Here is a 24,415-nt window from a genome sequence, read left to right as displayed (position 1 = left end):
CTCAGATCGTCATGATGGTTCGGGCCACCTCGTCGACGAGTTCGCGGGCAAGGAAGCCGGTGCGGCCGTGCCGGGGGATCAGCCGCTGGCCGCTCACCGCGTGCACGTGGGCGCCCCAGCACGCCGCCTGCTCCGGCTCGGCGCCCCGGCCGAGCAGACCGGCGATCACCCCGGCCAGCACGTCGCCGCTGCCCGAGGTGCCCAGCCCGGCGTCGCCGCTCTCCTCGCGCCAGCTCCGGCCGTCGGGGGCGGCCACGTGGCTGTGCAACGAGACCACGGCCTGGTGTTCGGAGGCCACGGCCCGGGCGGCGGTGGCCAGGTCGTCGCCCGGCTCCCGGCCGAGCAGATGGCCGGCCTCGGTGAGGTTCGGGGTGAGCACGACCCGCTGGGCGCGGCCGTCGAGCACGTCGGGCTGATTGCTCAGGGCGCCGAGGGCGTACGCGTCCAGAACGATCGACGCCTCCTTGTCGGCGACGGACAGCAGCTCGCGCATCAGGCGGGTGGTCTCGTCGATGTCGTCCAGGCCCGGGCCGATGGCCAGCACGTCGGCCGCCTCGGCCAGCTCACGCAACTCGCCGGGCAGCTCGGCGTCCTTGGCCGGCAGGCTGACCACCTTGGCCTCGGGCACGGCGATGCTCAGCGCCGCCGCGGTCTCGCCGTCGACCGCCAGCTGCAGCACGCCGGCGCCGGCCCGCAGCGCGGCCACACCGGCCAGCAGCACCGCGCCGGGCGTGAAGCGGGAGCCGCCGACCACCAGGACGGTGCCCCGGGACTTCTTGCCGCCCTGCGGGTCGGGGAGTGGCCACCCCCGAAGCAGGCCGGGGGTGATGACCTCTTCCTCAGGCCGGTTCGGCATTGACGTTCTCCTGGCGTGTCGGTGCGGCGCCTGCCCGGTGCAGGTGCTCGACGTGGTTGAAGACCTCCGGTCGCAACCGGTCGCCGGCGCGGCGCCAGCTGCTGACCGAGCAGTTCGCCACGGCCGTCCCGTGTGCCACGGCCATCAGGTCGGCCTCGCTCAGCTCCTCGGCCAGATAGCGGACCAGCAGCACGGTCGCCTCGTGGGCGAACAGCACCACCCGGCCGTCCGGGTGGTCCTCCCGCACCTCGCGCAGCAGGGCCCGCAGCCGCAGCAGCACGTCGGCCCAGGACTCACCGCCCGGCGGCCGGTAGTAGAACTTGCCCAGCCGCGTTCGCCGGGCCGCCTCGTCCGGTAGCCGAGCCCGCACCCCGGCCCCGGTCAGCAGGTCGAGGACGCCCAGCTCACGGTCCCGGAGTCGTTCGTCCACGACGACGGGTACGCCCGACCCGTGCAGGGCCGTCGCGGCGGTCTGCCGCGCCCGCAGGTACGGCGACACGATCGCCACGTCCAGCGGCCGCTCGGCCAGCCATCGCCCGACCGCCTCGGCCTGCTCGAGCCCGTGCTCCGACAACGGCACGTCGGCGTCCCGCTCCGGAATGTCGATCGCCTCGAGCCCGTCCCGTTCCGCCTGCTCGGCGATGACGTTGCCGGTGCTCTGCCCATGCCGCACCACCGCCAGCCACTCCAGCCGCTCGACCGCCAAGGAACGCCCCTTCCGTCACGACTCCCGGTACCCGGTTTACCCACCCTGGGCGGAATAATCGCGGGGTGACCGACAACGACGCGGTGCTCGACGCGGTGATCCGGCATGCGAATCTCGAGGACGAGCTCGACCACGACGACGTCCGGCGGTTGCTCGGCTCGTTCGACGGAGATCTCGCGCGGGTGCGCGAGGCGCTCGACCGCTTCCTCGATGAGGAGAACGTCTACGGGCGCGACCTGATGGCCGAGCTGATGGTCGGCGCCGAGGGCGCGGCGGCCCTGCCGGCCCTGCTCCGGGCGGCCGACCGTGACCTCGGCGACGATCAGGACGGCCTGCGGTCCTCGGTGGCCGAAGCGCTGGCCGCGGATCCGGTCGCCGCGCGGGCCATCGTTCTGGGGCTGGCCGGGAGCGACGACCCCGAGCAGCGCCGGATCGGCCTGGGCGCGTTGCCGCTCGTCGCTGACGAGCGGGACGGTGATCTTCTGGCGACGGCCACCCGTCATCCCGACCCGGCGGTGCGGCTCGGCGCGGTCGAGGAGATCTCCGGTAGCCGGTTCCTCGAGGTTCTGACGGTTGCGGTGCGCGATGTGGATGAGGGGGTACGCCGCGCAGCGATCACTCGGCTCGGTGGGTCCGGCCGTGCGGACGCGGTCGGTGCGGTCGCTTCCACCGCGACCGATCCGGTGGCCCGGGTTCGGGCTCTCGCCGCCTATGCGCTCGGACGGCTCGGTGGGGCGGAGGCGATTCCCGCCCTGCTGCGCCTGCTCCGTGATGACGACAGCCAGGTGCGCGACCGGGCGCGTGACTCGCTCGGCACGATCGGCGGACCGGCCGCCATCGACGCGCTCCTCGCCGAGCTGGCCTCGGCGACCGACTCGCGGGCGCGGGTGCAGGTGGCGAAGGCCCTGGCCAAGGCCGGCTCGCAGGTCACGGAGCTGGCCCGGCACGAGGATCCGGAGGTGCGGGCGGCCACGCTCAGCGGGCTGGCCACGGCGGCTGACGGGTCGGCTCGCTGGGCGGGACTGGTCGCGGACCTGGCCGGTGATCCTGAGGCGGACGTCCGGATGCGGGTGGCCGTGGTGGTGCGGCATCTCGCCCCGGACGACGTGACAACCGTCCTGGAGCGGCTGGCCGGTGATCCCGATGCGCGGGTCCGCGAGACGGCGGCACGGGAGTTGAGCCGGAGGTGAGTCGCACGCCCGGCGGTCGCGGCAACCAGCGTGACGGGCCGCCTGGCCCGCGGAGCGGGGACGGGGGCTCTGGTGTGCCCGTACCGGAAAAGGGTTCAGAGGACGAGCCGGCTCCAGAAGGTGACCGTCGGGCGGGCCGGTTCGCCGCCGGCGCCGGGGCCGATGCCGAACTCGCGGTGGAGGAAGTCTTCGAGGTTGTTGCCGTAGCAGATGACGTCGGTCTGGTAGATGGACAGGACCGGGTGGCCGCTGGTGCCTCGGCCGGCCGGGAGGTAGCGGTGGGCGTAGACGGGAATCATCCGCGGGGCGGTGAACAGGCCGGCGCGGGCGGCGTTGAGCGCGGCGTCCTCGGCGGCGGGGCGCGGGCCCCAGCCGTCGTACCAGAAGTCGTTCTGGGACACGTCGAACAGGACGCCCTCGACCGGCAGGGCCAGCCGGTCGCGGAGGGCGGCGCGGTCGCCGTCGCGCCAGTCCGGCCAGCCGCGGCCGAAGGGCAGCCCGGCGGCCAGGAATGCGCGATGATCGTCGGCGAAGGTGAAACCGAACTCGTCCTCGGCGGCGGTCAGCTCCGGCTCGGTCAGCCCGGGGCGCATGGGGAAGCGGCCCGAGGTGGCGAGAAGATCGGCAGCGGTCACTACGCCACCTTAACTATTCGTACTGCGATCGGTGCAGTTACTGCTCCGGATGGAGGATCGGCAGGTGACCGCAGGCGGACGACGCGCGGGGCGCCGGTGGATCCCTAGCGTCGGCGGCATGAGAAAACGCATCACAAGACTCGACCTGACGGCGGCGGCGCTGACGCTCATCGGGGTGCCGGTGGGGGTGGCCCTGACCGGCGCGACGATCGACAACACGATGACCCTGACGCTGGCCGCCTGGCTTGCCGTCCTGGCTCTGTTCGCGCGGCGGTGGCCGCTGGTGATCACGATCGTGTCGGTCGCCTTCGTGGTCGCGATGCGCGGGTCCGATCTGCTCGGCGCGGGCTGGGCCTGGCCGGCCACGGCGGCGTTCGTGGCGCTGGTCCTCGCGGGGCGGTTGCGCCCGGCGATCATCACGGCGGGGGCGACCCTGCTGTACGGCGTGCAGTGGGACGCGTTCGTCGATCTCGACCACGGCCAGAGCTGGGCGGTCACCCACGTCGGGGCGGAGGCCCTGTACCTGGTCGCGGTGCTGGCGGCGACCACCGCGTACCGCAACAACCTGCGCTGGCGGGCCGAGCTGACCGCCCGGATGGCCGCCGACGAGCACGAGCGGGAGCAGGCGGCTCGCCGGCGCCGGGCCGAGGAGCGGGTGGAGATCGCCCGCGACCTGCACGACGTCGTCTCGCACACGCTGGCCGTGGTGGGCGTGCACCTGAACGTGGCGATCGACGCGTTCGACGACGACCGGGCCGAGGCCCGTGAGGCGTTGCGGCTGGCGCAGGATGTTCGCAACCGGGCCATGCTGGACCTGCGCGCGCTGGTCGAGGTGCTGCGCGACGGCGCGCGGACCGACCAGCCGGCCGGTGAGCTGAGCGGGCTGGAACGACTCGCCGATCAGGTGCGCGACGCGGGCCTGGCGGTGTCGGTGACCGAGGATGGCGACCGGCGGGACGTGTCGGCGCCGGTGGCGACGGCGATCTACCGGGTGGTGCAGGAGGCGTTGACCAACACGATGCGGCATGCGGGCGCGACCAAGGTCGCGGTGAGTCTGCACTATCGACCGACGGAGGTGCAGGTGGAAGTGGTTGACGACGGGCGCGGCGGCTCGGCTTTCACCAGCGGGCACGGCATTCCGGGGATGCGCGAGCGGGTGGCCGCGCTGGGCGGCGTCTTCTTCGCCGGCGATGGTGACGGCGGCTTCGCGGTACGCGCGACGATCCCGGTGAGCCCGGTCGCATGACCATCACCGTCCTGCTCGCCGACGATCAGCAGCTGGTCCGCGCCGGCTTCCGCAGCCTGCTCAAGCGAGACCGGGAGATCACCGTGGTGGCCGAGGCGTCGACCGGCGACGAGGCGGTCCGGACGACGAAGGCGACGAAGCCGGACGTGGTGCTGATGGACATCCGGATGCCGGGGCTGGACGGCATCGAGGCCACCCGGCGGATCGTCGCCGACCCCGGCCTGCGGGACTGCCGGGTGATCATCCTGACCACGTTCGAGACCGACGAGTACGTGTTCGCGGCGCTGGAGGCCGGGGCCAGCGGCTTCCTGACCAAGGAGGTCGACCCGGAGGGGGCTGCGGCACGCGGTGCGGGTGGTGGCGGCGGGGGAGGCGCTGCTCTCGCCGTCGGTGACCCGCCGGGTGGTGTCCCAGATCGGCCTCCGGAAGACCACCCGGCCGGCGGGCAAGCGGCTCGCCGCCCTCACCGCCCGCGAGGTGGAGGTGGTCCGGCTGGTCGCGACCGGGCTGTCCAACGAGCAGATCGCGGCCGAGCTGGTGATCAGCCCGCTGACCGCGAAGACGCACATCACCCGGGCGATCGCCAAGCTGGGCGTACGGGACCGGGTGCAGCTGGTCATCCTGGCCTATGAGGACGGGCTGGTGGCACCCGGCTGACATCGATGTCATCAGGGTCTTGTGCATCGATGTCGGTGACGGTCAGGATGTGTCGGGTGTGTTAATTGCCCGCCCCCACCATCCTCTTGGAGTCCGCATGCAACCGGCTCGACGGGTCGCCGCCATGGCGTCCTTAGCGCTGCTGGCCTCGCTGGCCACCGGCAGCCCGGCGCACGCCGCCGACCCGCCCTTCGCGTCCTCGTTCGAGGCCGGCGACCCGCAGCCGACCTGGTCGGACACGGTGGACACCGGCGCGGACGGCCCGCGGGCGAGCGGCGTCTCCGGCCCGGTCCGCTCCGGCCCGCCCGGCAGCCTGCGCGACAGTGTCATCGCGATCACCGCGAACGCCCAGCCGAACTCCAGCGAGGGTGCGAACAACCTCAACGACGGCGATTCCGAGACCAAATGGCTGGTGGACACGCCGACCAGCTGGGCCCAGTACGCGCTGGACGCGCCGGCCCGGGCGATCCGGTACACGCTGACGTCGGCCAACGACGCCCCCGAGCGTGACCCGCGGGACTGGCAGCTCCTCGGCTCGAACAACGGCGCCGACTGGACCACGGTGGACGCCCGGACCGGGCAGACCTTCGCCGACCGGCACGTGACCAACACGTACGAGATCGCGACCCCGGGCCCCTTCTCGATCTACCGGCTGAACATCACCGGCCACCCGTCCGGCAACCTGACCCAGCTCGCCGACTGGGAGCTGAACGACGGCACCACCTCGGAGCCAGAGCCGTTCATGGTCAGCCACATCGGCGCCGGCCCGACCAGCTCGCCGACCGCCAAGGCGGGCGTGGGCTTCTCGGGGCTGCGGGCGTTCCAGATCGCCGGGCGGCACACCGCGGCCGGGCGCGCGTACTCGTACAACAAGGTCTTCGACGTCGATCTGGCCGTCACCGCCGACACGGAACTGTCCTACCTGGTCTTCCCCGAGAACACCAAGGACGACCTGAGCAACCCGGCCACGTGGACCGCGGTCGACCTGGCCTTCACCGACGGCACCTACCTGTCCCAGCTGAACGCCGTCGACCAGCACGGCGTCAAGGTCAGCCCGGCCGCGCAGGGTGAGTCGAAGACGCTGTACACGCAGCAGTGGAACCTCGTCAACAGCCGCATCGGTCAGGTCGCCGAGGGCAAGACCGTCGACCGGATCCTGATCGGCTACGACAAGCCGGCCGGGCCCGCGCAGTTCAAGGCCTGGTTCGACGACATTTCGGTCGCTCCCGTCACGCCGGCGGCTTCGAAAGATCACCTGTCCGACTACGTCGACACCCGCCGCGGCACCAACGCGTCCGGCGACTTCTCGCGGGGCAACAACTACCCGGCCACCGCGGTGCCGCACGGCTTCAACTTCTGGACGCCGGTGACCGACGCCGGCACGACCCGGTGGCTGTACGAGTACCACCGGGACAACGACGCCAACAACCGGCCGAACATCGAGGCGTTCTCGCTCAGCCACGAGCCCAGCCCGTGGATGGGTGACCGGCAGACCTTCCAGGTGATGCCGTCGGCGGCGTCGGGCACCCCGGACGCGAACCGGGCCGCGCGGGCGCTGGCCTTCGGGCACGAGAACGAGGTGGCCAAGCCGTACGGCTACGGCGTCACCTTCGACAACGGGATGAAGACCGAGTTCGCGCCGACCGACCACGCCGCGATCTTCGACTTCACGTTCACCGGGAACAGCTCGAACCTGATCCTGGACAACGTGGACGGCGACGCCGGCCTGACCATCGACGCCGCCAACCGGACCTTCTCCGGCTGGTCCGACGTGAACAGCGGCGACGGCTCGGCCGGCGTCACCCGGATGTTCGTCTACGGCACCGTCGACGCCCCGGTCACCGCGAGCGGGCTGCTGCCCAGCGGCAACCGGCCGTCCACCGGCTACCTGAAGTTCGACACCACCATCGACAAGACCGTGTCCATGCGCGTCGCCACCTCGCTGCTCAGCGTCGACCAGGCCAAGAAGAACCTGAACCTGGAGCTGGCGGCCGACGCCACGGTCGACTCGGTCAGCGCCGCGGCCCGCGCCCTGTGGGACCAGAAGATGCACATCATCGAGGTCGAGGGCGCGTCGCCGGACCAGCTCACCACGCTCTACTCGAACCTGTACCGGCTGTTCCTCTTCCCGAACTCGGCGCACGAGAACACCGGCACGGCCGGCGCTCCGGTGTGGAAGCACGCGGTGCAGTCGTCGACCACCACCCCGCCCAGCACGCCGACCGAGACCGGGGCCCCGGTCAAGGACGGCAAGGTGTTCGTCAACAACGGCTTCTGGGACACCTACCGCACCACCTGGCCGGCCTACTCGCTGTTCACCCCGTCCGAGGCCGGTGAGATGGTCGACGGCTTCGTCCAGCAGTACAAGGATGGTGGCTGGATCTCCCGCTGGTCGGCCCCGGGCTACGCCGACCTGATGGTGGGCACCAGCTCGGACGTCGCGTTCGCCGACGCGTCGCTCAAGGGCATCAAGTTCGACCAGAAGGCGGCGTACGAGGCGGCGCTCAAGAACGCGACCGTCACCCCGCCCAACAACAACGTCGGGCGCAAGGGGATGGCCACCTCGATCTTCAAGGGCTACACGCCGAGCGACTCCACCGGCGAGGCCATGTCGTGGGCGATGGATGGTTACATCAACGACTTCGGCATCGCCAACATGGCGGCGTCGCTGGGCCACGACGAGGAGGCGGAGTACTTCCGCAACCGGGCGCTGAACTACGTCAACATGTTCGACCCCTCGGTCGGCTTCTTCCAGGGCAAGAACTCGGCCGGCGGCTGGCGGCAGGGCCCGCAGCAGTACGACCCCGAGGTGTGGGGCTACGACTACACCGAGACGGACGGCTGGAACATGGCCTTCCACGTGCCGCAGGACGGGCAGGGCCTGGCCAACCTGTACGGCGGTAAGGCCGGGCTGGCGAAGAAGCTGGACACGTTCTTCGCGACGCCGGAGACGGCCACCAAGCGCGGCTCGTACAACTCGGTCATCCACGAGATGCTCGAGGCGCGGGACGTGCGGATGGGCCAGTACGGCCACAGCAACCAGCCGTCGCACCACATCATCTACATGTACGACTACGCCGGTCAGCCGTACAAGGCGCAGAAGCTGGTCCGCGAGGCGCTGTCCCGGCTCTACCTGGGCAGCGAGATCGGCCAGGGCTACCCCGGCGACGAGGACAACGGCGAGATGAGCGCCTGGCAGGTGTTCGGCGCGCTGGGCTTCTACCCGCTCCAGATGGGCAGCCCGCAGTACGCGATCGGCTCGCCGCTGTTCACCAAGGCCACGGTCAACCTGGAGAACGGCAAGAAGATCGTCGTCAACGCGCCTTCGAATTCCGCGACGAATGTGTACGTGCAGTCGCTGAAGGTGAACGGTTCTGAGTATTCGTCCACCTCGTTGCCTCACGACCTGCTCGCCGACGGCGCGACGCTGGACTTCGAGATGGGTTCGCAACCGTCGTCGTGGGGCGCGTCATCGCCCCCGCCGTCGATCACCACCGGTGACGCGGTGGCCGATCCGCTGCGTGACCTGACCGGTCCGGGCAAGGGCACCGCGTCCGAGGCCGCCCTGGTCGACGACACCACGGCCACCCGGGCCACCCTGGCCGGGAACGCGTTCCAGTACCAGTTCGCCTCGGGCGGCGAGCAGGCCACCTTCTACACGCTCACGTCCGGCAACACGGCGGGCGACCCGGCGGCGTGGAAGCTGCGGGGCTCGTACGACGGAACCACCTGGACGACCCTGGACGAGCGCAGCGGCCAGACCTTCGACTGGCGCCTGCAGACCCGCCCGTTCAAGATCGCCAGCCCCGGCCGGTACGCCTACTACCGCCTCGAGGTGACCGCCGGCACTCCGGCGCTGGCCGAGGTCGAACTCCTCGGCAAGCCGAAGCCCGCCTGCACCACCACGATCGGTGACCGGGTCGTCGGCGGCTTCACCGTCCGTTCCGGCGTCACCTGCCTCACGGCCGGCGCCACCGTCAACGGCACGATCACGGTCAAGGACGGCGCCTCGCTCTACACCAACGGCGCCACGATCAAGGGCGACGTGACCGCCACCGGCGCGGGCACCCTCTCCGTCCTGAACAGCACGATCACCGGCACCCTCAAGGCGGTCGACTCGGGCCCGGTCAGCGTGGAGAACTCAGTCGTCCGCGGCACCGTCACCATCCGCCGCAACAACACCGCCACGGTGATCGCCGCCAACCGCATCACCGGCACGCTGACCTGCTCCGGCAACGACCCGGCGCCGGTCGACAACGGCCTGCCCAACCGGGTCAGCGGCAGCAGACAGGGCCAGTGCGCCAAGCTCTGAGGTAGTTCGACATCGGGTGTGCCCGTACCGCTTTTCATGGGTACGGGCACACCCGCGTTCCGTCCCCACTCCGCGACCTGAGCGGCCCGTCCAGGCCGTGCCGCGCCCGCCGGGCGTGAGTGGTGCGAGACCATGACCCGATGAAGGCGCCTCTCGACTCCGTCCTGCTCGACCTCGACGGCACGCTGGTGGATTCCGAAGCGGGCATCCTCGGATCCCTCCGCGCGGCGTTCGCCGAGGTGGGGCTGCCCGTCCCTGAGCAGGGTCTCGGCCGTGACCTGCTCGGGCCGCCGCTCTACGTCAGCCTGCCGCCGCTGGTGGGCGAGGCCGCGACCGAGGCGATCGTGCTCGCCTACCGGCGGATCTACGCCGACACCGGCTGGCTGCTGAGTACCCCGTACGACGGAATCGGCCCGGTGCTGCGCCGCCTCGCCGACCGCGGTCTGACGCTCGCCGTGGCCACCAGCAAGCAGGAGGCCGCGGCCGAGTTGATCGTCGAGAAGCAGGGCTGGGGCGATTTGATCACCTACGTCTGCGGCGACACTCCCCGCGCGGAGCGCCCCACCAAGGCGGCGGTGATCGCCGAGGCGCTGACCCGCGTGGGCAGCAGGGCCGGGGTCATGATCGGCGACCGGCACTTCGACGTCGAGGGCGCCCGGGCGCACGGTCTGGGCTGCGTCGGCGCGGGCTGGGGATACGCCGCGCCGGCTGAATTGATCGAGGCGGGCGCGCTGACCGTATGCGCCCATCCCGCCGACCTCATTCCGGCGATCCCTCAAATGATCCCCGCCGGACGAGGGTGATCGCCCTAGCCGATTCCGTGAGCGAAGTACTACCCTGCGCTATGGGAGACGCGGTCTCCAATAGACGGTCGTCCATGTCGGAGGCGATATGCTGGGTCCGGCCGGCAGTGAGGTCTCGAATCCACTCCGAGTGCTGGTCACCGGTGGAACCGGCACTCTCGGCGAGGCCATGGTCGTCGCATTCGCCAAGGCCGGTCACCGGATCACCTTTCAATATCTCCGCAACGACCGGGCCGCCGATCGGATTGTGGACACTTTCGGCGCCACCGCATTTAAGATCGACTTTTCTCGCGATTTCGAGCTTCCGACGGCCGACTTCGACGTCCTGATCAATTGCGCGGGCATCAACGTCTCCGAGGACGAGTCACACGCGGTCGACCCGGCCGTCTGGGACCGCATGCTGCGGATCAACGTGACCGTCCCGTTCCTGCTCGCCCAGGCGATCGTCCCGGGCATGCTGCGCCGCGGATGGGGACGGATCATCAACATCGGCTCGATCTACAGCCTGCGCGGCGCGACCCGGCGGGCTCCTTACGTGGCGTCCAAACACGCGCTGAGCGGGTTGACCAAGGTGATGGCGCTGGAGTACGCCCGCACCGGCGTCACCTGCAACGAGATCTGCCCTAGTGCGGTCGAGTCGGACATGATCAATCGCATTGCCCAGATCCGCGCCGGAATGCGCGGTTCGACGGTCGACGACGTACTCGACGAATACCGATCGTGGAACCCGTTCGGCCGGATGGCGACGGCCGGCGAGATCGCCGCCGCCGTTCTATTCCTGGCGAGCGCCGAGGCCGGATTCGTCAACGGCGTATCCATCCCGGTCGACGGTGGGCAGATCGTCTGATGACCGCGGAGCGATCGGGGCGGAACATTCGATTCGGGATCTGGGGTGAGAGCCACGTCGCGGCGGACGAGTTGCGGCTGCGACTGTCCGAGGGTGGTCAGCAGGCGGTGATCATGAACGGCGACCGGGACACGCTGATCGAGTGTCTGGTCGTGCTGACCCGTCGCGAGCTGCGCCGAACGGAACTGGCCGCGCTCACCGATCTCGCCAACCGCGCGACGATGACGGTCGGGGTGGAGCCCAGCTCGGACACCGGGAACCCGGCGGGCTGGCCGCGGGACGCGAGCCTGCGGTGGAACGGCCAGATCGGAGACCTCGCCAAGGTGGCCGGCGACCTGATGAGCCTGGTCCGGCCGACCGGTCCGGTGTTCAGCACCCTGCCGATGCTGCTGCCCACCGAGGAGCCCCCGCCCGAGGCCGCGGTCGCGGACAGCCGGGAGGCGCTGGTCGACCGCCTCAACAGGTCGGTAGGCCCGCGCGTCGTCCCGGTGACCATGACGCTGTGGCAGGAGCTGTGCCGGCCGGGCCGAGCGGTCAGCGGCCTGGACTACGACCTGCGGCGCCTGGCCGCCTGGACCACCCACGAGCGCAGCCGCGCCTTCATCAACATGCGGCTGGCCCGGCCGGAGGACGTCACCGTGGGGCTCACCGGCCCGCTGTCGCTGGACGACGTCGTCGACGACCCGCTGACCCGGCCGCTGGTCATGCTCCTCGGCGAGCCCAGTTCCGGTAAGAGCCTGCAGCTGAAGTTCTACGACGCCCACGCGGCGTCCCGCTCGATCCGGCAGCGGTCGGCGGGGGCCGTCGCCCCGACGACGTTCTACGTCGCGCTGGCCGAGCAACCCGCGAAGCCGAACATCTCGCTCGACTGGCTGCGGCAGCGGTGGAAGGCGGCCGTCGACGTAGCCCGCTGGTGTGACCTCGACCAGTTCCTCGGCGACGGCGGGACGGTGCTGCTCGACGGGCTGAACGAGGGCGGCATCCGGGGGCTGGCCCTCGAGCAGTGGATGCACCAGTGGCTGGACGTGATCCACGAATTGTTCGAGCGCGGCGCGGGGAAGGTCGTGGTGAGCTGCCGGACCCGCGATCAGGTGATCCGGATGCGCGCGCCCCGCGACCAGCCGCCCACCGCCGTCACCATCCTGCCGCTCTCCAGGCCGGACATCCTGGCCATCGCGGCCGAGCGCGACATCGACATGGCGCGCCGGCTGGCCCGGGCCTTCGACGCCGATCCGGGCCTGCTCGAGCTGTACTCGACCCCGTTCCGCCTGCAGACCTACCTCTCGTCCGGCACACCGTGGGTGGCGACGACCGGCGCCCGGCTGTTCGGCGTCGACCTCTCCGCCGCGGTCGTGCGGGAATGGGAACAGGACAACCCACACGGCCGGCTGATACCCAGCCGTCAGGCCAGCAGCCTGGACGCGATCGCCCGCTCGGGTGAGGACCCCTGGCCGGTGCTGGAGACCATTCCGCTGATCCGCGGGCTCGGCTTGCTGGCCCGGGAGCTCTCCCTGCCGGCGCTGCCGAACGGGCAGGCCCGGCTGGCGATCCCGCAGGGCGACGCGGGCAACCTGCTGGCCCGGGCGATCCAGCAGGTCGACGGCCAGGCGGTCGACCCGCAGGAAGCCCTCGACACGGCCAAGGACCTGCATGTGCTCCGGGTCGATCGGGGCAAGATCCGGTTCAGCCATCCGTCGGTGCAACATCTCTTCGCGGCCGTCGGCAGCTCGCTCGAGGAGATCGTGCAACTGGCCGAGCAGGAACGGGGTGGGTGGCAGTCGGCGATCTCACCGACCGGGGTTCCCTCCGGCGCCCCGCCGAACTACTACCACCACCGCTACGACGAGCTCTTCCAGTTCTCGGCCCAGCTGCGCGGCATCGAGGTGGCGGACCGGCTGCTCGCGGTCGATCCGGTGCTCGCCGCGCGGGTCTACCTCTCGATCCGGGAGCCGGACGCCTCGGTGGCCGACCGGATCGTCGCCCGCCTGCGCGCCGACCTGGACGAGGTGTTCGTCCCCGCGGCGCGCTCCGGCATCCTGGCCGCGCTCGGCGACCTGGGCTGGACGCTGCCGTCGGCCGCCGAGGGTGGCCGCGGGGCCACCATGCTCGTGCCGGCCGGGCTGTGGCATCTGGGACAGCGGGGCGAGGCCACCAGTGCCACGCGCAGTGTCGCGAGCGAAGTCCGGGCGATCGAGCTGCCCTCGTTCCGGATCTCGCGCTTCCCGGTGTCCAACACCGAATACGCGGGGTTCGTCGCCGACGGCGGCTACGAGGATCAGAGCCTGTGGTCGCCGGAGGGCTGGGAGTGGCGGACCCGCAGGCGGACGGTCGAGCAGTTCGTCGCCGACTGGGTCCGCCGGCAGAAACGGTTGCGGCTCGACCATCCCGGCAAGGCGATCCGGCTGCTGCGGGAGAGGAAAGCGACCCCGGCCGGGGCGGCGGCCCTGGTCCGGTTCGCAGCGATGGCCGAGTCGGAGATCGTCGACTACGCCCGCGCCCTGCAGGCCCGCCCGGTCACCGCTCCGCGGTACTGGCACAAGAAAGCGCTGCGCAACCGGCTCCAGCCGGTGGTCGGCGTGTCCTGGTTCGAGGCGAACGCGTTCTGCCGCTGGCTCGGCCGGCGCCTGGGCGCCGCGGTCCGGCTGCCCAGCGAGAACGAGTGGGAGGCGGCCTGCCTGCACTCCTGGGGTCTGACCCGGACCGTGGACGTGGAGAACGCCCTCGGCCCGGCCTTCGGTAACACCCACGACCAGGGCTGGCCCGCGACCACGCCGGTCGGGACGTTCGCCGTCCGGGAGCAGGCCCATCGGCAGCTCGCGGTGGAGATGCTGGGCAACATCTTCGAGTGGGTCTTCGACTTCTATGCCCCCGGCGATCACAGCCGCCGGATCGTGAAGGGCGGCTCGTGGCGGCATGACAGCTGGCGTGCACATCCCGCCTACCGTGGACGTGGCGACGTCGACGCGCAGAACGACGACATGGGATTCCGCTACGTGATCACGGAGGGCCCGACATGAGTGGCGGCACGACCGCCGGGCGGCCCGGCGACGAACGGTCACGAGGCGGCCCGCCCACCGCGGACGATCCGATCGGCCAGATCGTCGCGCTGGCCGACGACAAGGACTCGGACGACCGGGAGATCCTCCGGAAGCTCGAGGCTCTCGGCGCGACCCTGGACGCGGACGAGATCTTCGCGGTCCTGGTCCGTTACGACACCCCGGACGTGTTGGGCTGAACCGAAGATCGGGCGTCATCGGCCCGGTTGTGCTTCGTTGGAGACCTAAGGACGCGGAGTCCGACCAAGCGGTCTATTCTGTCGCCCTTCACCTAGCGTAGCGACGGTCAGCGGAGGTTCAGGTGGTCGTAGGCGGGGCGGAGCGGCGGCTCCGGAGGCTGGTGCCGCGGGACCGGCCGGCCCTCTGGCTTCCGCTGGATGACGGCCTCATCTCCGGCCCCGAGGACCATCTGCGCGACGTCCGCGCGCTGCTGACGCCCGACGTCGTCGAGAACGTCACGGCCGTCCTGGGCTTCCGAGGTTCGGTGGCCGCGGCCCACGAGAAGCTCCTCGAACTCCCCGTTGTGATGAATCTCAGCGCCAGCACCACCCTGGTGGACCACACCCGGAAGGTGGCGGTCGGCTCGGTCCTTGACGCGGTGCGGGCCGGTGCCGACGCGATCGCCTGCCATGTCAACATGACCTCGCCCTATCAGGCCGAGCAGCTGGCGATGCTCAGCACGCGGGTCAGCGAGGCGGACAACTTCGGGATGCCGGTGGTCGCCTTCGCCTATCCCCGTGGCCTCGACTCGCAGGGCGTCGACGACAACCATCTCGCGCTGCGGGAGCGGAGTCCCGAGGAATTCGCCGCATTGGTCCGACACGGTGTCCGAGCCGTGATCGAGCTGGGCGCGACCGTGGTCAAGACGATCTACACAGGCACGGTCGACTCGTTCCGCACGGTCGTGGAGTCGGCCATGGGAGTGCCGGTGCTGATCGCCGGCGAGTCCCTCAGCAACGAGGCCGAGGCGATCGTCAAGGCGACCCAGGCGATCCAGGCGGGCGCGTCCGGAGTGGCGTACGGGCGGCAGATCTTCTCCCGGCCGCGGCCCGTCCCGTTCCTGGCTGAGCTCCGCAAGACCCTGGAGGTCGAGTGGCTGAACAGCCGTTCCCCGGGCTCAGCGGAATTCCCATCGGAGCTGGGTTCCCGCTGACGGCGGCGAACCCACGTGTGTGAGTCGTTCCAGGACACCGTCGCCGCGGCGGATCCAGGTTCGGCCGTGCGAGTCGATCACGATCAGGGCGAGGTCGCCGGAGCGGCCTTCCAGATCGACGGAGAGCATCAGATCCCGGGTCTCGCCTGGGCCGAGGCCGAGCGGGTCGGAGCTGGCCTCGTCGTCCGGCAGAGCGGCTCGCACGGTCACCGCGACGTCGTTGCTGTTGCGGACCCGTGCCTTGCGGGGGTTCGACCACCAGAGGGTCACGCGGGCCGCTTGGGCGCGTTCCGCCTCGTCCAGGGTTCGGCGGCGGTCCTTGGTCGCGCGGTAGTAGGTGAACGCGGCGATCACCAGCGATGACCCGGTGAGCAGCGAGCTGACCCAGGACGAGACGCTGCCCCACTCGGTGGTCATGCCGTGAGGATACGGGCAAGCCCGGAATTCGCGGCACGGCCCGGACGAGCCGCCTCGGTCGCGGAGCGGGGACGGGGGCTTGGTGGGCCCGTACTCTAGGAGGTTTTCTTGCGCTCCTGGGCCTTGCGCCGTTTGCCCTCGTGCATGGCGGCCACTCGGGCGATCGGGATGGTGTGGCCCTCTTCGACCAGGCCGGCGTCCAACGGCTGCGGCGGCGGCATCGCGTCGGCCCACGGGTCGCGGTCGGCCAGGCGCTCGACGGCGTTCCTGATGGTGAAGTCGGACGGTTTGACGCCGTCCAGTTCGGACCAGGAGAGCGGGAACGACACGGGGGCGCCGGGGCGGATGCGGGGGCTGTAGGCCGCCACGACCGTCGCGCCGCCGGCCCGGGTCGAATCGAGGAAGACCTTGCCGTGGCGGTCCTCGCGGATGAACGCGGTGGTGGCCAGGGCCGGGTCGAGGCGTTCGGCGCGGGCGGCGATGGCCCGGGTCGCGGCGGCCACGTCCTCGACCGGGGCGTCGTCGGGCAGCGGGACGAACATGTGCACGCCCTTGGAGCCGCTGGTCTTCAGGGCGTGGCCCATCCCGGCGTCGTCGAGGACCTGCTTGACGAGGCGGGCAGCATCGATCACCTGGGCGAAGGCGCCGCCCTCGGGCGGGTCGAGGTCCATGATCAGGTGGGTCGGGTGGTGGCGGCCGGCGAGCATCAGGGCCGGGTGGTACTCGATGGCGCGCTGGTTGCCGAACCACAGCAGGGTGCGGCGGTCGTTGCAGAGGGCGTAGTTCACGTTGCGGTGCGAGGCCTCGGCCCACACCTCGGTCCGCCGCACCCAGTCGGGCGTGTACTTGGGCAGGTTCTTCTGCATGAAGGAGTCCTGGCCGCGCAGGACACGGATCACCGACAGCGGGCGGTCGGCGAGGACCGGCAGGATGCGGTCGCTCATCGCGTCGAGGTAGTCGATCAGGTCGCGCTTGGTCACCCCGGCCTCGGGGAAGATCTCCTGGTCGAGGTTGGTGAGGTTGACGCCCTCGAGCTCCATCTCAGGCCCACCCCGCGATGCCCAGCGCCGGGAAGACCATCACCAGGGTGAGCACGATGTAGAGGCCGCCGAGCCGGCCCTGGTGGTTGCTGACCGCGATGACCGCGGCCACGAACGGCAGCAGGATGGCGACCAGCGCGGCCGCGTAGCGTTCGGCGCCGGCCGGGCCGGGGCTGGCCAGGCTCCAGCCCAGCAGCAGCGCCATCGTCACCAGCCAGGCCAGGGTGACCGCGGTGACCCGGAGGACCACCTCGGTCCGCCGGGCCACCTCGCGCCGGGGTTCGACCTTCGCCTGGGCCAGCCGCAGGGCGAACCCGGACTGCTGCTCGTCCACCGTCGTCACGGGGTTCAGCCTAGGGGCGCGCGGCCCCGCCCGCAGGGTTCGTCATCAGTCCGCGACCAGCACATCCGCGACGACCACGGCGACGTTGTCGGGGGCGCCGTGCGTGTGGGCCAGCTCGAGGAGCCGGTCGGCGGCGGCGGCCGGGTCGCCGCCGGGCAGCGCCGCCGCCAGGTCGGCCGGTGGCACGGCCGCCCACAGGCCGTCCGAGCAGAGCAGATAGCGGTCGCCGGCCAGCATCGCGCGCTGTCCCAGGTCGGGTTCGTCGGCGGTCGCGCCCAGCGCGCGGACCAGCACCGGGCGCTTGGGGTGCCCGGCCGCCTCGCCCGGCGCGATCGTCCCGGCGTCGACCAGCGTCTGCACGTACGAGTGATCCTGGGTGAGCCGGAACATCTCGCCGTTGCGCAGCAGATAGGCGCGGGAGTCGCCGATGTGGGCCAGCAGCAGCCGGTCGCCGGAGCGGACCAGCGCGGTGAGGGTGGTGGCGGGGCCGTCCATCGCCTTGATCTCCCGAGCCGCGGCGGCGATGCGGTCCCCGAGGTCCCCGAGGTCGCTGATCCCGCCACGCAGGGCGTTGACGGCGGATGTCGAGGCGTCGCGGCCGTCCGGGCGCCCGCCCAGGCCGTCGGCGACGGCGAGCACGGTGTCGTCGGCGTACGCCACATCTTCGTGGCTCTCCCGCACCGACCCGATCGCGTCGCGGGCGGCGGACTTCAGTCGCAGCGTGGTCATCGTCGTTCCTCTCAACGAATCGACGAGGAGGTCGACCTCATGGGCCCGTCGTTCGAGCCCGGACCGGAACGCCGCGACCGCCTCCGCCACCTCGGCGGGCGGCAGGTCGCACAGTTCCCGGATACGGGCGAGCGGCATCTCCACCCTGCGCAGGCGGGCGATCAACCGGGCCCGATCGAGCTGTTCCGGGGCGTAGAACCGGTATCCGGTCACCGCGTCCACCGCGGCCGGGCGGAGCAGTCCCTGCTCGTCGTACAGGCGCAGGGCCTTGGCGCTCAGCCCGGCGGCGCGGGCGAACGCGCCGATCGTCAGCAGCTCCACTCGTACCCTCCTCGTGCCGGCCTGGTGACCGGCACGAGCAAGCCTGGGGCTTCACCCAACGGGAAGGTCAAGCAGCGACCGGCTGGGGTTCGACCGATCTGGCGGGTACGGGCGGAGCACGGCGCTTCGGCCGGGGGAACGGGGACAACCGTGGCTTGCGACGGGCCGCGATGTCCTCGACCCAGCCGAGGCTGAGCACGGCCACGGCGAGCAGGGCGATGGCGATGCTGAAGTCGGTCACGTCCTCGAGGAACTGGGTCGGGATCTCCCACAGCCTCAGCGGGTCGAACAGGACCACCGCGATGGTGATCGCCACGTTGTGCCACAGATAGATGGTGACCGCCCGGTTGTTGACCATCGACACGAACCCGTCCAGCGGCCGCACCTTGGCCAGCCACGCCATGGTCGGCGACCAGCGCATCAGGGCCAGGACAAAACCGATGCTGAAAATCGCGTACGCCGGCGGGATGCCGACCAGATCGAAGCCCTGGTCCGAGGGGTGGGTGAAGGCCCAGGCCAGCGCGCCGCCGACGCAGGCGACGGCGAGCGGGTAGACGTACCGCTTGCCGACCTTGCGCAGGTCACCCTCGCGGTGGGCGAAGCCGAGCATCCAGCACGTCGCGTAGGCCAGCACGTTCTGCACGACCTCGCCGGCCCGCTGGCCGAACATGTCCGGCCGCATCATGAACACCGCCAGCAACGCCAGGGGGAGCAGCAACGTCGCGATCCGGGCCCGGCGGTAGAGCTTCAGCAACAGCGGCGAGAGCAGAACCAGCCAGAGGTACGTCACCAGGTACCAGAGGACACCGGCGGCCGGGAAGCCGAACTCGGACGACGGCGGCTGCGCGACCGGGACGACCCAGAGCAGCAGCGACCATCGCGCGTGATCCTCCCAGCCCAGCCGGAGCATCAGCGGCACCAGGATCAGGCCCATCGCCCAGAGCGCCGGCAGCAGTCGGCGGATCCGGTTGCGGATGGTCCGCGACACCGACCGGTCGAGCGACTTGACCATGAGCGAACCGCCCAGCGCGAACATCACGCCCATCGAGGGGAAGACCAGCTCGAGAGCGGCGAACGGGAAAGCGTGGAACAGCACCACCCGGATCATCGCTAATGCACGCAGAGTATCGAAGTACCGATCTCGGCTCGCGGCCTTCATGCTCGGCATGGTGCTCCTAGCTGCGTCTTTGTCGGAACCTGCTCTGGGCAGCAATTACCGAAAGTAGTTTCTTTCGCGTGGTTGCGCCCCGCCCGAACGGCCAGAGGGCAGGGGCCGACAGTTCGCGGCAGATGATCCGAAACGACATCGATGTCATACTTGCCGCCATGTCCGCGTTGCGTCGTCCCACGCTCACGCAGGTGGCGTCGCTGGCCGGGGTGAGCCTGAAGACCGCCTCCCGCGCGCTGAACCGCGAGCCGAACGTGGCCGAGGACACCGAACGCCGGGTGCGCGACGCCGCCGACGTGCTCGGCTACCGCCTCAACGGCATCGCCCGTGAGCTGCGCCGGGGCGCCACCTCGGCCCTGGTCGGGCTGATCAGCGGCGACCTGGCCAACCCGTTCTACTCGGCGGTGGCCAGCGGCATCGAGCGCGAGCTGCGCCAGCACGGTCTCCAGCTGATCACCGCCAACACCGACGAGGACGCCGAGCTCGAGCGCAGCCTGGTCGACGCGTTCCTGGAACGGCGGGTGCGGGCGATGCTGGTGGTGCCCAGCGCCGAGCGCCACGACCATCTGGCCGCCGAGGGCGCGGGCGGGGTCCCGTTCGTCTTCCTCGACCGGCCGCCGCTGGGTGTGGCGGCCGACGTCGCGCTGATCGACAACCTCGGCGGCGCCCGGTCGGCCGGGGAACATCTGCTGGCCGGTGGCCATCGGCGCATCGCCCTGGTCTCCGACCTGGCCCGCAAGGCGCCCCAGCGGGACCGGATCGAGGGCTTCGTGCAGGCGATGCAAGCCGGCGGCAACCGTGACTGGTTCTTGACGACCGACGTCCATGACGTACGCCGGGCCGAAGACGTCGTCCGTGACCTGCTCGCCTCGGAGCAACCACCGACGGCGATCTTCACGACCAACAACCGGCTCACCACCGGTGCTTTGCGTGCGTTCCGTGATCACCCTGGTGCGCCGCCGGCCCTGATCGGCTTCGACGACTTCGACCTGGCCGACGTCCTCGGCATCACGGTGGTCGCCCACGACATGGTCGCTTTAGGAAGGGAAGCCGCGCGCCTCGCCTACGCCCGGATCAGCGGCTACGAGGGTCCAGCTCGGACAGTGGTGATCTCGACGACGGTGATCCCTCGCGGTTCGGGTGAGCGCGCGCCCGCTTAGCGTCACGTTACGGCCCGGAAACGATGCCGCAATCACTCTTGACGATGTTCGGTGTTGAGCGGCAGTGTGCGACCGGTTGTCTTTGACAACGATGTCAAATAACGAGCTTGGGGGACATATGCGCTTCACGCGAGCGGCGGTTGCCGTTGTCGGCATAGCCGCCCTGTTGACCGCTGCCGCGTGTGGCAGCGGCGACGAGGGTGGCGAGGGTGGATCGACCAAGGTCGAGGTGTTCACCTGGTGGGCCGACGGTGGTGAGAAGGCCGGTCTGGACGGCCTGGTCAGCACCTTCGGCACCGCGTGTGCCGGGCAGACCTTCGAGAACGGCGCCGTGGCCGGTGGCGCCGGGGCCAACGCGAAGTCGGTTCTCGCTTCGCGGCTCCAGCAGAACACGCCGCCGGACACCTTCCAGGCGCACGCCGGCGCCGAGCTGCTCGACTACATCGACGCCGGCCAGGTCGAGGACATCAGCGCCGACTACGACAGCTGGGGACTCAAGCAGGCCTTCCCGCAGGGCCTGATCGACAACCTCACCGTCGACGGCAAGATCTACTCGGTGCCGGCCAACATCCACCGCGCCAACGTGGTGTGGAGCAACAAGAAGGTCACCACCGAGGCCGGCATCACCGCCGACCCGAAGGACCTCAACGAGTTCTTCGCCGCCCTGGACAAGCTGAAGGCCAAGGGCGTCACGCCGCTGGCCGTCGGCAAGGACTGGACCCAGCTGATGCTGTTCGAGTCGGTGCTGATCACCGACCTGGGCCCGGAGAAGTTCACCGGCCTGTGGAACGGCACCACGCCGTGGACCGACCCGGGCGTCGCCAAGGGCATCGCGGACTTCAAGAAGCTGCTCACGTACACCAACAAGGACCGTGACGCGCTCGACTGGACCGACGCCGAGAAGCTGGTCATGGACGGCAAGGCCGGCTACCAGCTGATGGGTGACTGGGAGGCCGCCGACCTCGACGCCAAGGGCTTCAAGGACTACGCCTACTTCACGTTCCCGGGCAACGGCACCACCTTCCAGTGGCTGGCCGACTCGTTCGTGCTGCCGAAGGGCGCCAAGAACGCCGAGGGCACCAAGTGCTGGCTGAAGACGGTCGGTTCGGCCGAGGGCCAGAAGGCGTTCAACACCAAGAAGGGCTCGATCCCGGCCCGTACGGACGCGGCGCCCGCCGACTACCCCAAGTACCAGCAGGCCGCCATGGCCGACTGGAAGTCGGCCAAGCAGGTGCCGTCGTGCGCCCACGGTTCGGCGTGCTCGCAGGGCTGGCAGGGCGCCGCCAACTCGGCGCTCGGCGCGTACAGCACCAACCAGGACGACGCCGCCCTGACCAAGGCGCTGACCGCGGCCGCCGAGCAGTTCGGCAAGAAGAAGTAACTCCTTTCTTCGCATTTTCTGCGTAACGAGCGGGTGGGACGGCTCCGGCCGTCCCGCCCGTGTACCGCTCGGCGCGCCACTGAAGGTGCGCCGGCTCTTGAGGAGCTCCGATGCGCCGCATGCGGCAATGGGGGCCGGGCCTGCTGCTGCTGTCCCCGTCCCTGATCCTGCTCGCCGTCTTCGTGTACGGCCTGATCGCCTGGACCGCCAAGGTCTCCTTCTCCGACGAGCACAACGCCCGCGGCTCGAAGGGCTTCGTCGGGCTGGAGAACTACGCCAACCTGTTCACCAACGACATCAACGACCGGTTCCAGCACTCGCTGAAGAACCTGCTGGTCTTCACGGTCGTGTTCCTCGTCGGCACGATGCTGCTGGGCCTGCTCTGGGCGTTCCTGCTGGAGCGCGGGGTGCGGGGCGAGGGCTTCTTCCGTACGGTCTACCTGTTCCCGATGGCCGTCAGCTTCGTCGCGTCCGGTGTGGTGTGGCGCTGGCTGATGAATCCGGCCGACGGCGGCCTGAACGCCGTGTTCGACGGCTTCGGCCTCGACTTCCTGAAGAACACCTGGTGGACCAACCCCGACTGGGGCATGGCGGCGATGGCGTTGCCGGCCGTCTGGCAGCTCAGCGGCTATGTGATGGCGCTGTTCCTGGCCGGTTTCCGGGGCATCCCGCAGGAGCTGCGCGAGGCGGCGGCGATGGACGGCGCGAGCACCTACCGGCTCTACCGCAACGTCATCTTCCCGCAGCTGACTCCGGTCGCCCTGTCGGCGCTGATCATCCTCGGGCACATGTCGATGAAGATGTTCGACCTGATCATGAGCGTGTCCGGCGCGCAGTGGCTGTCCGAGGTGCCCGCCGTCTACGTCTGGCAGGCCTTGCTCACCAGCGACTACTCGAAGGCCGCGGCGATCTCGATCATCCTGCTGCTGCTCGTGGCCGTCGTCATCGTGCCCTACCTGATCTACACCAACCGGGCGGAGAAGAGCCGATGACCACTGTCGCTTCCGCGCCGCCGACCGGCCTGGAGCCGTCGCCCGGGGTCCGCGCCCGCCGTCGTCGGTCCTTCGGTATCGGCCCGGTGATCAAGTACGCCCTGGCCATCATCTTCGTCCTCATCGTGCTGATGCCGGCCTACGTGCTGGTGGTGACCAGCTTCAAGGCGGGCAACGAGATCGGCGTGACCGGTCAGTGGAACCTGCCGACACACTGGACGGTCGCCTCCTGGGGCAAGGCCTGGACGGCGTTGCAGCCGGCCTTCCTCCGCACCTTCCAGCTGGCCATCCCCGTGGCGCTGATCAGCTCACTGATCGGGGCGGCGAACGGTTTTGTGCTGTCCCGGTGGCGGTTCCCCGGCGCCGACGTCGTCTTCACGCTGATCCTGTTCGGCATGTTCATCCCGTATCAGGCGGTGATGATCCCGCTGCGCGAGATCGTGACCCAGATCAACCTGCAGCCCGGCATCCCCACGCTGATCTTCGTGCACTGCATCTACGGCATCCCGATCTGCACCCTGATCTTCCGGAACTACTACGCCACCACGGTTCCGGAGGACCTGATCGAGGCCAGCCGCATGGACGGCGCGGGCCTGCTGCGCACCTTCTGGTCGATCATCCTGCCGATCTCGATCCCCGGCTTCGTGGTCACCATCATCTGGCAGTTCACCAGCGCCTGGAACGACTACCTCTTCGCGATCTTCCTGTCCAACACCCGCAACGGGCCCATCACGATCGCGTTGAACGCCCTGGCCGGGGCGCAGAGCCCCGACTACGCCGCCTCGATGGCCGGCGCCCTGATCACGTCCTTGCCGACGCTGATCGTCTACATCCTGCTGGGCCGCTGGTTCATCGGCGGCCTGATGGCGGGCTCGGTCAAGAGCTGAGCCCCTCCGGCGGCGCCGCCCTCCTGACCCAGCCGGGCGGCGCCGCTGGTCCCTCTCCTTCTGCTCGCCGCCTTGTCTGCGCGCTGGTTCCTCCGTGCTAATTCCTTTCGCGCTGGGTCTCCCCGCGTTGGTCTCTATCTGCGCGGGCTTTTGTCCGTGCGGCTAGCCTCTCGCGGCGATGTAGGCCGCCGAGACCTTCTTGGGCACCACCATCCGCCAGGCGTCGATCACCAGCTCCTCCATGAGGGCGTGATCGAGCTCAGCCATCCAGGCCTGCACCCACTGAAAGCGCATGTTGGCGGCATCAGGCAGATGAAAGACCCGCGGCTGGGTAGCGACCAGAGCGGCCCGTTCCTCCCGCGGAAACGCGAACCCCATGACGGTCTCATCCCGCGAGAACGCCACATAGACGATCGCCCCGACCCGAAACTTCACCCTGTCTCGAATCAGATGCTCCGAACTGCGTGGCAGCGGCCGCGCAACCTCCCGCACGTCATCAACGGTGACCATGCGAGA

21 protein-coding genes and 1 pseudogene are annotated in these 24,415 nt (G+C 70.2%); 13 read left to right on the top strand and 9 right to left on the bottom strand.

The features are described 5' to 3' along the window. Nucleotide 1: 1 nt before the first annotated feature. Together AB0M54_RS09505 and AB0M54_RS09500 are read right to left on the bottom strand one after the other, a co-directional pair. Nucleotides 2-856 carry an NAD(P)H-hydrate dehydratase gene (locus tag AB0M54_RS09505; protein WP_364316352.1) on the bottom strand — a complete coding sequence of 285 codons (855 nt, stop codon included), beginning with the start codon at nt 854-856 and terminating at the stop codon, nt 2-4. Then, on the bottom strand, nt 840-1,562 hold the full coding sequence (locus AB0M54_RS09500) for a histidine phosphatase family protein (RefSeq protein WP_364316355.1): 723 nt from the start codon (nt 1,560-1,562) through the stop codon (nt 840-842). The genes AB0M54_RS09505 and AB0M54_RS09500 overlap by 17 nt, the downstream gene beginning before the upstream one ends. 65 nt (nt 1,563-1,627) lie before the next feature. Here AB0M54_RS09500 and AB0M54_RS09495 point away from each other — a divergent pair, with 65 nt between their 5' ends. Then, nucleotides 1,628-2,752, top strand: a complete 1,125-nt coding sequence (locus AB0M54_RS09495) for a HEAT repeat domain-containing protein (protein WP_364470121.1) — start codon at nt 1,628-1,630, stop codon at nt 2,750-2,752. A 95-nt stretch (nt 2,753-2,847) separates the two neighbouring features. Here AB0M54_RS09495 and AB0M54_RS09490 read toward each other — a convergent pair whose 3' ends face one another. After that, nucleotides 2,848-3,345 (bottom strand): hypothetical protein, encoded by a 498-nt coding sequence (locus AB0M54_RS09490; RefSeq protein ID WP_364317157.1) that lies wholly within the window; start codon nt 3,343-3,345, stop codon nt 2,848-2,850. Nucleotides 3,346-3,505: 160 nt separating this feature from the next. Here AB0M54_RS09490 and AB0M54_RS09485 point away from each other — a divergent pair, with 160 nt between their 5' ends. The 8 genes and pseudogenes from AB0M54_RS09485 to AB0M54_RS09450 all read left to right on the top strand — a co-directional run bounded on the left by AB0M54_RS09485 (nt 3,506) and on the right by AB0M54_RS09450 (nt 15,461). Further along, entirely contained in the window at nt 3,506-4,633 is a 1,128-nt protein-coding gene (locus AB0M54_RS09485; RefSeq protein ID WP_364470119.1) for a histidine kinase, read from the top strand. After that, a pseudogene (locus AB0M54_RS09480) lies at nt 4,630-5,290 on the top strand (response regulator transcription factor). The gene AB0M54_RS09485 and the pseudogene AB0M54_RS09480 overlap by 4 nt, the downstream one beginning before the upstream one ends. Before the next feature lie 124 nt (nt 5,291-5,414). Next, nucleotides 5,415-9,602 carry a GH92 family glycosyl hydrolase gene (locus AB0M54_RS09475; RefSeq protein ID WP_364470117.1) on the top strand — a complete coding sequence of 1,396 codons (4,188 nt, stop codon included), beginning with the start codon at nt 5,415-5,417 and terminating at the stop codon, nt 9,600-9,602. A 140-nt stretch (nt 9,603-9,742) separates the two neighbouring features. Further along, the gene (locus tag AB0M54_RS09470; protein ID WP_364470115.1) at nt 9,743-10,405 is read left to right on the top strand and encodes an HAD hydrolase-like protein; all 663 of its coding nucleotides are present in this window, start codon (nt 9,743-9,745) and stop codon (nt 10,403-10,405) included. Nucleotides 10,406-10,493: 88 nt separating this feature from the next. After that, nucleotides 10,494-11,252, top strand: coding sequence for an SDR family oxidoreductase (locus AB0M54_RS09465; protein WP_364470113.1), 759 nt, complete (start codon nt 10,494-10,496; stop codon nt 11,250-11,252). Further along, on the top strand, nt 11,252-14,269 hold the full coding sequence (locus tag AB0M54_RS09460; RefSeq protein ID WP_364470111.1) for an SUMF1/EgtB/PvdO family nonheme iron enzyme: 3,018 nt from the start codon (nt 11,252-11,254) through the stop codon (nt 14,267-14,269). Before AB0M54_RS09465 ends, AB0M54_RS09460 begins: the two co-directional genes overlap by 1 nt. Further along, nucleotides 14,266-14,487, top strand: coding sequence for a hypothetical protein (locus AB0M54_RS09455; protein ID WP_364316376.1), 222 nt, complete (start codon nt 14,266-14,268; stop codon nt 14,485-14,487). The genes AB0M54_RS09460 and AB0M54_RS09455 overlap by 4 nt, the downstream gene beginning before the upstream one ends. Before the next feature lie 122 nt (nt 14,488-14,609). Then, nucleotides 14,610-15,461, top strand: a complete 852-nt coding sequence (locus AB0M54_RS09450; protein ID WP_364316378.1) for a hypothetical protein — start codon at nt 14,610-14,612, stop codon at nt 15,459-15,461. Here AB0M54_RS09450 and AB0M54_RS09445 read toward each other — a convergent pair. From AB0M54_RS09445 to AB0M54_RS09425, 5 genes are all read right to left on the bottom strand, one after another. Next, complete coding sequence (locus tag AB0M54_RS09445) at nt 15,426-15,878, bottom strand: hypothetical protein (protein WP_364470109.1); 453 nt, start codon at nt 15,876-15,878, stop codon at nt 15,426-15,428. The two genes, AB0M54_RS09450 and AB0M54_RS09445, sit on opposite strands and share 36 nt — an antisense overlap. Nucleotides 15,879-15,973: 95 nt before the next feature. Continuing rightward, nucleotides 15,974-16,918: a non-homologous end-joining DNA ligase gene (ligD, locus tag AB0M54_RS09440; protein ID WP_364470107.1), complete on the bottom strand. Its 945-nt coding sequence runs from the start codon at nt 16,916-16,918 to the stop codon at nt 15,974-15,976. Between the two features lies 1 nt (nt 16,919). Next, nucleotides 16,920-17,261 (bottom strand): hypothetical protein, encoded by a 342-nt coding sequence (locus tag AB0M54_RS09435; RefSeq protein WP_364316385.1) that lies wholly within the window; start codon nt 17,259-17,261, stop codon nt 16,920-16,922. Between the two features lie 45 nt (nt 17,262-17,306). Beyond that, the gene (locus AB0M54_RS09430) at nt 17,307-18,311 is read right to left on the bottom strand and encodes a MerR family transcriptional regulator (RefSeq protein ID WP_364316387.1); all 1,005 of its coding nucleotides are present in this window, start codon (nt 18,309-18,311) and stop codon (nt 17,307-17,309) included. Nucleotides 18,312-18,378: 67 nt separating this feature from the next. Continuing rightward, a complete protein-coding gene (locus tag AB0M54_RS09425; RefSeq protein ID WP_364316390.1) occupies nt 18,379-19,470 on the bottom strand; it encodes an acyltransferase in 1,092 nt (363 codons plus the stop codon). A gap of 167 nt (nt 19,471-19,637) precedes the next feature. Between AB0M54_RS09425 and AB0M54_RS09420 the strand changes: the two genes are divergently transcribed. The 4 genes from AB0M54_RS09420 to AB0M54_RS09405 all read left to right on the top strand — a co-directional run bounded on the left by AB0M54_RS09420 (nt 19,638) and on the right by AB0M54_RS09405 (nt 23,899). Continuing rightward, entirely contained in the window at nt 19,638-20,639 is a 1,002-nt protein-coding gene (locus AB0M54_RS09420; RefSeq protein ID WP_364316393.1) for a LacI family DNA-binding transcriptional regulator, read from the top strand. Between the two features lie 118 nt (nt 20,640-20,757). After that, entirely contained in the window at nt 20,758-22,020 is a 1,263-nt protein-coding gene (locus tag AB0M54_RS09415) for an extracellular solute-binding protein (protein WP_364316396.1), read from the top strand. 119 nt (nt 22,021-22,139) lie between these two features. After that, a complete protein-coding gene (locus AB0M54_RS09410; protein WP_364317158.1) occupies nt 22,140-23,012 on the top strand; it encodes a sugar ABC transporter permease in 873 nt (290 codons plus the stop codon). Continuing rightward, nucleotides 23,009-23,899 carry a carbohydrate ABC transporter permease gene (locus AB0M54_RS09405; protein WP_364316399.1) on the top strand — a complete coding sequence of 297 codons (891 nt, stop codon included), beginning with the start codon at nt 23,009-23,011 and terminating at the stop codon, nt 23,897-23,899. Before AB0M54_RS09410 ends, AB0M54_RS09405 begins: the two co-directional genes overlap by 4 nt. 162 nt (nt 23,900-24,061) lie before the next feature. On the opposite strand, the gene AB0M54_RS09400 is transcribed toward AB0M54_RS09405, so the two are convergent. Continuing rightward, entirely contained in the window at nt 24,062-24,409 is a 348-nt protein-coding gene (locus tag AB0M54_RS09400) for an MmcQ/YjbR family DNA-binding protein (protein WP_364316402.1), read from the bottom strand. Nucleotides 24,410-24,415: the final 6 nt, after the last annotated feature.

The sequence above is a fragment of the Actinoplanes sp. NPDC051470 genome, assembly GCF_040682035.1.
GTDB lineage: Bacteria > Actinomycetota > Actinomycetes > Mycobacteriales > Micromonosporaceae > Actinoplanes.
The sequence above is the reverse complement of the archived record's forward strand: the minus strand, read 5'-3'. Positions and strand labels throughout refer to the sequence as shown.

Bases quoted from the DNA above. Each gene is read 5' to 3' on its own strand.
- AB0M54_RS09505 (WP_364316352.1), bottom strand. From the start codon at position 856: ATGCCGAACCGGCCTGAGGAAGAGGTCATCACCCCCGGCCTGCTTCGG.
- AB0M54_RS09490 (WP_364317157.1), bottom strand. From the start codon at position 3,345: ATGCGCCCCGGGCTGACCGAGCCGGAGCTGACCGCCGCCGAGGACGAG.
- AB0M54_RS09485 (WP_364470119.1), top strand. From the start codon at position 3,506: ATGAGAAAACGCATCACAAGACTCGACCTGACGGCGGCGGCGCTGACG.
- AB0M54_RS09475 (WP_364470117.1), top strand. From the start codon at position 5,415: ATGGCGTCCTTAGCGCTGCTGGCCTCGCTGGCCACCGGCAGCCCGGCG.
- AB0M54_RS09470 (WP_364470115.1), top strand. From the start codon at position 9,743: ATGAAGGCGCCTCTCGACTCCGTCCTGCTCGACCTCGACGGCACGCTG.
- AB0M54_RS09465 (WP_364470113.1), top strand. From the start codon at position 10,494: ATGCTGGGTCCGGCCGGCAGTGAGGTCTCGAATCCACTCCGAGTGCTG.
- AB0M54_RS09460 (WP_364470111.1), top strand. From the start codon at position 11,252: ATGACCGCGGAGCGATCGGGGCGGAACATTCGATTCGGGATCTGGGGT.
- AB0M54_RS09455 (WP_364316376.1), top strand. From the start codon at position 14,266: ATGAGTGGCGGCACGACCGCCGGGCGGCCCGGCGACGAACGGTCACGA.
- AB0M54_RS09445 (WP_364470109.1), bottom strand. From the start codon at position 15,878: ATGACCACCGAGTGGGGCAGCGTCTCGTCCTGGGTCAGCTCGCTGCTC.
- ligD (WP_364470107.1), bottom strand. From the start codon at position 16,918: ATGGAGCTCGAGGGCGTCAACCTCACCAACCTCGACCAGGAGATCTTC.
- AB0M54_RS09425 (WP_364316390.1), bottom strand. From the start codon at position 19,470: ATGAAGGCCGCGAGCCGAGATCGGTACTTCGATACTCTGCGTGCATTA.
- AB0M54_RS09420 (WP_364316393.1), top strand. From the start codon at position 19,638: ATGTCCGCGTTGCGTCGTCCCACGCTCACGCAGGTGGCGTCGCTGGCC.
- AB0M54_RS09415 (WP_364316396.1), top strand. From the start codon at position 20,758: ATGCGCTTCACGCGAGCGGCGGTTGCCGTTGTCGGCATAGCCGCCCTG.
- AB0M54_RS09410 (WP_364317158.1), top strand. From the start codon at position 22,140: ATGCGGCAATGGGGGCCGGGCCTGCTGCTGCTGTCCCCGTCCCTGATC.
- AB0M54_RS09405 (WP_364316399.1), top strand. From the start codon at position 23,009: ATGACCACTGTCGCTTCCGCGCCGCCGACCGGCCTGGAGCCGTCGCCC.
- AB0M54_RS09400 (WP_364316402.1), bottom strand. From the start codon at position 24,409: ATGGTCACCGTTGATGACGTGCGGGAGGTTGCGCGGCCGCTGCCACGC.